General features: G+C 68.5%; 12 protein-coding genes. 1 reads left to right on the top strand and 11 read right to left on the bottom strand.

Features of this window, described 5'->3' with window-relative positions:
* From B3E43_RS09335 to B3E43_RS09300, 8 genes are all read right to left on the bottom strand, one after another.
* A partial coding sequence (locus B3E43_RS09335; RefSeq protein ID WP_292028755.1) for an NAD(P)(+) transhydrogenase (Re/Si-specific) subunit beta occupies positions 1 to 1,092 on the bottom strand: 1,092 nt, incomplete at its 3' end.
* Positions 1,093 to 1,107: 15 nt separating this feature from the next.
* Positions 1,108 to 1,401: a hypothetical protein gene (locus B3E43_RS09330; RefSeq protein WP_292028753.1), complete on the bottom strand. Its 294-nt coding sequence runs from the start codon at positions 1,399 to 1,401 to the stop codon at positions 1,108 to 1,110.
* Positions 1,398 to 1,736 carry an NAD(P) transhydrogenase subunit alpha gene (locus B3E43_RS09325; RefSeq protein WP_292028751.1) on the bottom strand — a complete coding sequence of 113 codons (339 nt, stop codon included), beginning with the start codon at positions 1,734 to 1,736 and terminating at the stop codon, positions 1,398 to 1,400. The genes B3E43_RS09330 and B3E43_RS09325 overlap by 4 nt, the downstream gene beginning before the upstream one ends.
* Positions 1,736 to 1,966 (bottom strand): hypothetical protein, encoded by a 231-nt coding sequence (locus tag B3E43_RS09320; RefSeq protein ID WP_292028749.1) that lies wholly within the window; start codon positions 1,964 to 1,966, stop codon positions 1,736 to 1,738. Before B3E43_RS09320 ends, B3E43_RS09325 begins: the two co-directional genes overlap by 1 nt.
* Positions 1,963 to 3,096 (bottom strand): Re/Si-specific NAD(P)(+) transhydrogenase subunit alpha, encoded by a 1,134-nt coding sequence (locus B3E43_RS09315; protein WP_292028747.1) that lies wholly within the window; start codon positions 3,094 to 3,096, stop codon positions 1,963 to 1,965. The genes B3E43_RS09320 and B3E43_RS09315 overlap by 4 nt, the downstream gene beginning before the upstream one ends.
* 74 nt (positions 3,097 to 3,170) lie before the next feature.
* Positions 3,171 to 3,413, bottom strand: a complete 243-nt coding sequence (locus B3E43_RS09310) for an aa3-type cytochrome c oxidase subunit IV (RefSeq protein ID WP_292028745.1) — start codon at positions 3,411 to 3,413, stop codon at positions 3,171 to 3,173.
* 85 nt (positions 3,414 to 3,498) lie between these two features.
* Positions 3,499 to 4,839 carry a serine hydrolase domain-containing protein gene (locus B3E43_RS09305; RefSeq protein ID WP_292028743.1) on the bottom strand — a complete coding sequence of 447 codons (1,341 nt, stop codon included), beginning with the start codon at positions 4,837 to 4,839 and terminating at the stop codon, positions 3,499 to 3,501.
* A 44-nt stretch (positions 4,840 to 4,883) separates the two neighbouring features.
* Positions 4,884 to 6,686, bottom strand: coding sequence for a M3 family oligoendopeptidase (locus B3E43_RS09300; RefSeq protein WP_292028741.1), 1,803 nt, complete (start codon positions 6,684 to 6,686; stop codon positions 4,884 to 4,886).
* A gap of 99 nt (positions 6,687 to 6,785) precedes the next feature.
* Here B3E43_RS09300 and B3E43_RS09295 point away from each other — a divergent pair, with 99 nt between their 5' ends.
* Positions 6,786 to 7,256 (top strand): DUF1203 domain-containing protein, encoded by a 471-nt coding sequence (locus B3E43_RS09295; RefSeq protein ID WP_292028740.1) that lies wholly within the window; start codon positions 6,786 to 6,788, stop codon positions 7,254 to 7,256.
* Here B3E43_RS09295 and B3E43_RS09290 read toward each other — a convergent pair.
* The 3 genes from B3E43_RS09290 to rplA all read right to left on the bottom strand — a co-directional run.
* Positions 7,253 to 7,687 (bottom strand): NUDIX hydrolase, encoded by a 435-nt coding sequence (locus B3E43_RS09290; protein ID WP_292028738.1) that lies wholly within the window; start codon positions 7,685 to 7,687, stop codon positions 7,253 to 7,255. The genes B3E43_RS09295 and B3E43_RS09290 overlap by 4 nt on opposite strands.
* A gap of 157 nt (positions 7,688 to 7,844) precedes the next feature.
* Positions 7,845 to 8,348, bottom strand: coding sequence for a DUF2059 domain-containing protein (locus B3E43_RS09285; protein ID WP_292028736.1), 504 nt, complete (start codon positions 8,346 to 8,348; stop codon positions 7,845 to 7,847).
* 108 nt (positions 8,349 to 8,456) lie between these two features.
* Positions 8,457 to 9,050: 50S ribosomal protein L1 (rplA, locus tag B3E43_RS09280; RefSeq protein WP_292028735.1), on the bottom strand; the 594-nt coding region annotated here is incomplete at its 5' end.

The following is a 9,050-nucleotide window of genomic DNA, read 5'->3' as shown; positions in this document are numbered from 1 at the left end:
CATGTGGCCGGGCATGCGGCCGGCGACGGGGTGGATGGCGTATTTCACCTCGACCCCCTCCTCCTTCAGCTTGTCGGCCATTTCGCGCAGGGCGTGCTGGGCCTGGGCCACCGCCATGCCGTAGCCGGGGACGATGATGACCTTGGAGGCGTTCTTCATGATGAAGGCCGCGTCGTCCGCGCTGCCCTGTTTGACCGGCCGCGTCTCGACCCGGGCCTCGCCCGCCGGGCCGCTGTCGCCGCCGAAGCCGCCCAGGATGACGCTGAAGAAGCTGCGGTTCATGCCCTTGCACATGATGTAGCTCAGGATCGCGCCGGAGCTGCCCACAAGCGCCCCGGTGATGATCAGGGCGATGTTCTCGAGCGTGAAGCCCAGCGCCGCCGCGGCCCAGCCGGAGTAGGAGTTGAGCATCGACACCACCACCGGCATGTCCGCCCCGCCGATGGGGATGATCAGGGTCGCGCCGAGGATCAGGGCGATGACGAAGATGCCCCAGAAGGCCCAGACCGCCGTCCCGCCCGTGCCGATCATGATGCCGATCAGGAAGACCAGACCACAGGCCAGGGCGATGTTGATCAGGTGCCGCGCCGGCAGGATGATCGGGGCCCCGCTCATGTTTCCGTTCAGCTTGGCGAAGGCGATGACCGAGCCGGTGAAGGTCACCGCGCCGATGGCCACGCCGAGCGCCAGTTCGATGATCGACAGGGTCTTGATGCCCCCGTCCGCCGTGGCGATGCCGAAGCTTTCGGGCGCATAGACGGCCCCGATGGCCACCAGACAGGCGGCCATACCGACCAGCGAATGGAAGGCCGCGACCAGTTGGGGCATCTGGGTCATCTGCACGCGACCCGCGATCAGGGCCCCGGCCCCGCCGCCGACCACCACCCCGCCCGCGATCAGGCCGAGCGTCAGGGTATCCAGCGTTCCGGTGGTCCACAGGGTCGCCAGCGTCACGCCGACGGCGAGCGCCATGCCGATCATGCCGAAGGTGTTGCCCTGCCGGCTCGTCTCCGGGCTCGACAGGCCGCGCAGGCTGAGGATGAACAGGACGCCGGAGACCAGGTAGGCCAGGGCCGCGAAGGATGCGTTCATGCGGTCAGTCTTCCCTCAATCTGATCGGCCGGGCGGGGGGCAGGCGGTGCGCGCCAGCCGCCACAGGGCGGCCGCAATGAACAGCGGCCCGACGAAGATCATCGCCCAGTCCCACATGCTCATCGGCTTTTCCTGGGCCACGATGCGCAGCAGCACCGAGGCGAACAGCAGCACCACCCCGCAGTCGAGGAAGCGCAGCTTGCGGATGGCGTCCTTCTCGCGAAGCCAACTCCACAGCCACAGCCCCGCCCCGATCGCCGTAGCGACCCAGGACGCGCCGACCGCGAGTTGGAGCGGGTCGACCGTCACGCCTTGCTCGCCTCCGCCGCCTTGGGCTTTTCCTTCTTGCGGTACATGGCCAGCATGCGCCGGGTGACCATGAAGCCGCCGAAGATGTTGACGCTGGCCAGGGTCACGGCCGCAACGCCGGCTCCCTTGGCGATCCAGCCATTCGGCCCCGCGTCGCCGCTGAACGCCGCCGCCGCGATCAGCCCGCCGACCACGATCACCGAGGAGATGGCGTTGGTCACCGCCATCAGCGGCGTGTGCAGGGCGGGGGTCACCGACCAGACGACATAGTAGCCGACGAAGATCGCCAGCACGAAGATGGCCAGCCGGAAGATGGTGGGATCGACGTGTTCCATCAGGCGGCTCCCTTTACGCCACGCGACCGCAGCAGAATCCTGAGCAGCCACCCGATCAGGACCAGCGCCCCGGCGCTCTGCAGCAGTTGCATCGGCATCCGCCAATCCGGCCCGCCCGTCGCCGCCAGTCCCCACAGGACCAGCCAAATGACAGCGAGCAGCACGCCCAGCCCCATGGCCGCCGTGGCGAAGCCATGGATGAAGCCCGTCGGACCCTTTGAAGCGGTCATCCCTTCACTCCCTCATGCACCACGGCCCCGCCGTGCGTGACCGCCGACGCCTTGAGGATCTCGTCCTCGAGATCCAGCGCCAGCGCCCCGTCCTTGATCATCAGACCGACGAAGGCGACCAGGTTCTTGGCGTAGAGCGATGAGGCGTCCGCAGCGATCCGGCCCGGCAGGTTGGTATGGCCGACGATCTGGACGCCGTTCGCCGTGGTCACCACCTCGCCGACCTTGGCCCCCTCGACGTTGCCGCCCGCCTCTACCGCCAGATCGATCAGCACCGAGCCCGGCTTCATGGTCGCCACCTGGGCCGCGCTGACCAGCACGGGCGCGGCGCGGCCGGGGATCAGGGCGGTGGTGATGACGATGTCCTGCTTCCTGATGTGCTCGCCGGTCAGGGCCGCCTGCTTGGCCTGGTACTCGGCGCTCATCGGCTTGGCGTAGCCGCCGGCCGTCTGGGCGTTCCTGAACTCCTCGTCCTCGACGGCGAGGAATTTGGCGCCCAACGATTCCACCTGCTCCTTGGTCGCCGGCCGGACGTCGGTGGCCGTGACGACCGCCCCCAGCCGCCGCGCCGTGGCGATGGCCTGCAAGCCCGCCACCCCCACGCCCATGATGAAGACCTTGGCCGGGGCGACCGTGCCCGCCGCCGTCATCATCATCGGAAAGCCCTTGCCGTAGGCCCAGGCGGCCTCGATCACCGCGCGATAGCCGGCGAGGTTGGCCTGGGACGACAGGGCGTCCATCACCTGCGCCCGCGAAATCCGGGGCACGAACTCCATGGCGAAGGCTGTGGCGTTGGCCCCGGCCAGGGCCGTCACCGTCTCCTTGTCGCGATACGCATCGAGCAGGGCCACGACGATCGCGCCGGACTTCAACGCACTGGTCTCCTGCGCCGTCGGCCCGCGCACCTTCAGCACGATATCGGCGCCCGACAGCACCGCCTTGGTGTCCTTGGCCACGGTCGCGCCGGCGGCGGCATAGTCCGCGTCCGGAATGGATGAGCCCGTCCCCGTCCCGGCCTCGACCGTCACGGTCGCGCCCATGGCGACGAATTTCTTCACCGTTTCCGGCGTGACGGCGCAGCGCGTTTCGCCGTCTCGGCGTTCGCGGGTCACAGCGATGGCGACAGCCAAGCGAATCCCTCCGTCATCTCTCGACGGAGCGACGTTAGGCTTATCCGGGAGGCCGCGTCAAAGAGGCCTGGTTGCTAGTGCTTTTTGGGGGACTTCAGCATGAAGAAGCCGGCCACCGACAGCACCACCCCTGTGATGAAGGCGGTCATCAGGCTGCCTCCGGGCTGGAACCAGAGGGTCAGGACGACCAGCAGGACGGCGATCGCCAGCGAGCCCCATTTGGTCATGCCCATGAAGGCGTCGAACGTCGATTCCTGCTCGCTGATCTCCTGCGAACCGCGGACGTAGGAGTCGGAAGCGTGGTGCGGGTCGGCCATGATCGGGTCCGGGAATCTGGAACGGCAGTTGCGGTCCTTATAGCGAGCCCTGCGTCCCGCTCAAGTCGTCCGGGTCAAATCGCCGTCACTCCAGGGCGGCCAGGACGTCGCGGGTGAAGGCGATGAAATCGAACCGTTTCCCGGTGGGGTCCTCGCCCCGGCGCACGATGACGATGTTCCGGCTCGGCACGATGATCACATACTGACCGCGGTTGCCGTTGGCGGAGATCGCGTCGGCCGGAATGCCTTCCGACTTGTTGAACAGCCAGAAGGTGGCGCCATAGCCCTGCTCGCCGGTCGGCTGCGGGCCGGACGGGGTCGAGACGTAGTCGCGCCATCCCTCGGGCAGGATGCGCTCACCACCGACCACGCCGTCATTCAGATACAGCCTTCCGAACCGGGCCAGATCCCGCGCCGTCGTCCAGACCTGGCTGGACAGCATGTAGTTGCCGCGCCAGTCGGTCTCGGCCCAGGTGTCGTACATGCCCAGCCGCCGGAACAGGTCGGCGGGCGGATGCCGCTGGAACGTCGGCGCGATCGCCATCACCGCCAGCAGGGTGTCGTTGTTGGCGTAGCGGTAGCGCGTCCCCGGCGGCGCGATCAGCGGCCAGGTCGTGGCCTGCTCGTCGATCCCGACCCCGCCGAAATACAGGGCGTCAGTGCGGTTGCCTGCCGTGTCGCTGGTCAGGCCCGAGGCCATCCGCATCAACTGGTCAAGAGTGATCCGTCGCCGCGGATCGCCGGGACGGCTCCAGTCGGCGATGGCCGCGGAGGCGTTCACTTCGGCCTCGCCGCGATGCACTGCAGCGCCGATAATCGTCCCGGCCAGACTCTTGCCGACCGACCAGGTCCGCTGCGGCGTGTTCCGGTCGAAGCCCGTGGCGTATTCCTCGGCCACGACACGTTCATCTTGCAGCACGAGGACGGCGGTGGTGTTGACGCCTTCGCCGTAGCCGCCCTCGAAGGCCTGTTCGACAGCCTCATTCAGCAGGGCGACATTGCCCTGCGGCTCTCCCGCCGGGAGGTCGTCCATTTCGGGCAAAGGAGCGCCAACGCGGACGCCGATCGTCGGCGAGTCCCACCCCACCGGCATGATCACACAGCCATTCCCGTTGAACTGGGCCACCCGCGGCGGCATGGCCTCGTCCCAGGCCACCGACACCCGGTTGCGGTCGATCTCGACGGCCATCTCGCGGACCAGCCCGTCCAGTTCCGGATAGATGCCGGCCAGTTCATTGGCTTCCACGCTCTCCAGCGTGCGCGTCCCGCCCGCCGCCTCCGCCGTCCTCAGGGCGCTGCAGACCGTCAGGGCCTTGTAGCCGGCCGCCATGGCTCTCACGGATGGAGACGGCCCGGCCAGAGGTGTCTGGGCGTGAGCGGTCAGCGGAAGGACCGACAGGGCCGCGGCGAGGATCAGGGTGCGCATGGCGGGACGCTCGCGCGTACACACCTGCACGTCAACGCCGCGCGTCAGACCAGCGCTTCGAACCGGTCGATCAGCCCTTCCAGCCGCTTCGTCCCGATCGTCCAGAAGGCCGGATCACGCGGGTTCAGCCCGAACGGCGCCAAGGCCTCGACGTAGCCCTTCGATCCGCCGCCCGCGAGCAGCTCCCGATAAAGCGGCGTGAACCCCGCCGGATCCTTGGCCCGGGTCTCCATCAGCGCGGCCACCAGCAGGTCGCCGAACGCATAGGCGTACACATAGAAGGGCGAGTGCACGAAATGGCTGACGTAGCTCCACCAGTGCTCATAACCGGGGTTGAGGGTGATCGCCGGCCCAAGCGCCGCTCCCATCTCCTCCAGGAACAGCTCCCCGATCCGCTCGACCGGGACCTCGCCCTTCGCCCGCTCGTCGTGGAACCGGGTCTCGAACCGGTGGAAGGAAATCTGGCGCACGACGGTGTTCAGTCCGTCCTCGATCCGTCCGGCCAGCAGCCCGCGCTGTTCAGCCTTCGGCGCCGTGGCCAACAGCCGGTCGAAGGTCAGCCCCTCGGCAAAGATCGAGGCCGTCTCGGCGAGCGTCAGCGGCGTATCGGCCAGCAAACTCCCCTGCCCCGCCGCCAGAGTCTGGTGCACCCCATGCCCCAGCTCATGCGCCAGCGTCAGCACATCGCGCCGCTCGCCCATCCAGTTCAGGAAGACATAGGGATGGCGGTCCGAGGTCACCGGGTGGGCATAGGCGCCCGACTGTTTCCCCGGTCGCGCCTTGCCGTCGATCCACGGCTTGTCGAAGAACCCGCCGGCCCGGTCCGCGAACTCCGGCCCCAGATCGGCGAAACTCTCCAGCACCAGCTGCTTCCCCGCCGCCCAGTCATAGCCGCGCGGGGCCGTCGTCTCGATCGGGGCATTGCGGTCCCACTGGTCCAGCTTCGCCTTGCCCATCGCCCTGGCCTTGAGCGCGTAATAGCGGTGCGACAGACGGGGATAGGCAGCGGCCACCGCCTCGGCCATGGCGTCGACCGACTCGCCATCCACCTCATTGGACAGGTGGCGCGCATCCGCCGGACGCTTGAAGCCCCGCCATTTGTCTTCCAGCGCCTTGTCGGCGGCGACGGTGTTCAGCACCAGCGCCATGGTCTGGGTCCGCGCCGCCAGCGCCGCGTCCAGCCCCTCCGCCGCCGCTTTGCGCCGCGCGCCCTTGGGGTCGGACAGCTGGTTCAGCGCCTGGGACAGGGTCAGCTCGTCCTTGCCGGCCTTCACCTTCATCGCCGCCAGGGTCTCGTCGAACAGGCGCGGCCACTGGGCGCTGATCGGGCCGCGCTCGGCCAGGAAGGTCTCCAGTTCGTTGGACAGCTCATGCGGCTTCATCGCCCGCACCCGCCGCAGCCAGGGCCGCCAGCGCGCCGCGGCCGGATACGCCGACAGCGCCGCCTCGATCTCGGCCTCCTCGAGTTGGTTGACCTCCAGCGTGACCCACACCGTCGGGGTGGCGATGGCCGTCAGCTTCTCGCGCACCGTCGCCTCGAACCCCTGGGCCGCGGCGTCATTGCGGTCCGTCGAGGCGGCCAGGAAGGAATAGGCCCCCAGCGCCCCGAGGATGTCGGACGCCTGTTCGTACAGGGACACCGCCCGGTCCAGCCGCTCGCCCAGGGTCGCAGGCTGGCCGCGCGCCGCCACCAGCCGACCCTGCAGGGCGTTCAGTTCGTCGACCATGCCGCGGGTGCGGGTCAGGTCAGCCTCGATACGGGCGTCCTCGCGCGAGGCGTACAGGTCGGACAGGTCCCAGACGGGGGCGTCGAGCGGATCGGCCGGGGTCTTGAAGGGTGCGTTCATACCCCCCGTTGTGGGGATGCCGGCGGCCCGGCGCAACGTCCGAAACCCGCGAGACGCCGCAGGCCCTTCGTCGCACCCTGGCGACCGAAGGAGATCTCCATGACCTACCGCATTGAAGCCCTGCCGCTGGCCCCGTTCGCCCCGTACTTTTCCATGTCCGACGCCGAGCTCGCAGCTGTCGGCGCCCGGCGCTGGGTCGCCGACGCGCCGGGCCGCGCGCCCTGCCGCGTCAGTCTGCAGGACGCCGACGCCGGGGAGCGGCTGGTGCTGGTCAACCATGCCCATCTGACCGACGCCACTTCACCCTATCGCGCGGCGGGTCCGATCTTCGTGCGCGAAGCCGCCATGGAAGCCGGATCGGTCGAGGGCCCGGCGCCGGAGATGCTGGCCAAGCGGCCGCTGTCGCTGCGCGTCTACGACAGGCGCAACATGATGATCGAGGGCGAGGTCATCGACGGCCGGTCCCTCGACGACCGGCTGGCCGTCTGGTTCGACCATCCGGCCACAGACCAGGTCCACATCCATTTCGCTCCGCGCGGCTGCTATCTGGCGCGGGCGATCAGGACCTAGCCTTCGAACGCCGCGATCAGCGCCTTCAGGTCCGGCTCATCGACCCGTCGGACCGCCTCCTCCCGGCTGACCCAGACCCGCTCGCGCTCGGCCTGTTCATGCCAGGTGTCATGCTCGACCTGGACCTCCAGCGCGTGGACAGCGACCACGCACCAGCGCGGCGCGCGGCGCTTCAGCACCTTCAGATAGCGGAAGGTTCCCAGAGGGGTTCCCCCGATCAAGCCCTCGATCCCCGCCTCCTCCAGCGCTTCCTGGGCCGCCGCCTGGGCGTCGGTCAGGCCGGGCATCCGCCCGCCCTTGGGCGTGACCCAGCGACGGGTTTCGCGCGAGGTGACGAGCAGGATCTCGATCCCGTCCGCGCCCCTGCGCCATGGCAGGGCAGCGACCTGGCGCCTTTCGGTCGCCTGTGTGCGAGGGTGATGATCAACCATCAGGCAGGACGAGGCCCGACCGCCGGGCCGTCATCCATTCCGTACGACAGTGACCGCTGACAGCCGGGCATCCACGAATCTCCGGGACATCGGCGATGCCCGCAGTCGTTGACTCCCCCGTCCCGGGACGTGCGTCAACCCGTCAGAACCCTGACGATCAATCGTCCCGCTTGGCGGCCGCATCCGCGACGGCGGTGCAGTCGAACCGCAGGCAATATTTCTCCATCAGATCGGTGACCCTCGGGATCAGAAGCCGCATCATCACCTCCTGGAGTTCCGCGTTCAGATCGACCTGATTGCGGACCACCGACCGCCCGATCGGGGAGTCGTAGAAGGCGATGGCCGCCTCCAGCTCCTGAACCGTGAAGCTGTCGGCCACGTCGTCCCGCAACTCAACGATCGTCTGGGCCATCACGTCCGCGAACATGTCGGTCATGGAGTCGACCAGCCAGGCGCGCTGTTCGGGCGGGAGCTCGGCGTCGCCATAGCCGTCCTCGATCTGGCGCCGCATCTGTTTCACCAGGTCGCCGCCCTGGGTCAGCTCGAGATACTGCGCCGCGAGATCGAGGTGGTTCCGGCGGGCGGCGTCCGGCGCCGTCTGGGCCAGAACAGGCCCGGCGCACACCGCCAGAACGACGGCCAGAATGGCGATGATACGCATGACGCTCCCCCAAGGAACCGTCACATTCACCTCCGTCGCGGTAACGCGCAAACGAAAAGGGCGACGACCCTGCGGTCGCCGCCCTCTTCGTTCAGTCTGTCAGGCCGATCAGGCGTTCAGCGACGCCGGATCGATCTTGAAGCCCGGTCCCATGGTCGAGGACAGGGTGATGCGCTTGACGTAGGTGCCCTTGGCGCCGGCCGGACGGGCCTTTTGCAGGGCGTCCACATAGGCCTTCACGTTGGCTTCGAGGGCTTCCTGGGTGAAGGAGGCCTTGCCGATGCCGCCGTGCGCGATACCGGCCTTTTCGACGCGGAACTCGACGGCGCCGCCCTTGGCGTCCTTGACCGCTTGCGCGACGTTCGGAGTCACGGTGCCGACCTTGGGGTTGGGCATCAGGCCGCGCGGGCCCAGCACCTTACCCAGACGACCGACCAGGGCCATCATGTCCGGGGACGCGATGACGCGGTCGAAGTCCATGAAGCCGCCGTTGATCTTCTCGTACAGATCCTCGGCGCCCACGACGTCGGCGCCGGCCGCCAGGGCTTCAGCCGCCTTGGCGTCCTTGGCGAAGACGGCGACGCGAACGTCACGGCCCGTGCCCGACGGCAGGTTGACCACGCCGCGGACCTGCTGGTCGGCGTGACGCGGATCGACGCCCAGGTTGACGGCGATCTCGATCGACTCGTCGAACTTGGCGGT

It is taken from the genome of Brevundimonas sp. UBA2416, assembly GCF_002343105.1.
Lineage (GTDB): Bacteria > Pseudomonadota > Alphaproteobacteria > Caulobacterales > Caulobacteraceae > Brevundimonas.
The sequence above is the reverse complement of the archived record's forward strand: the minus strand, read 5'-3'. Positions and strand labels throughout refer to the sequence as shown.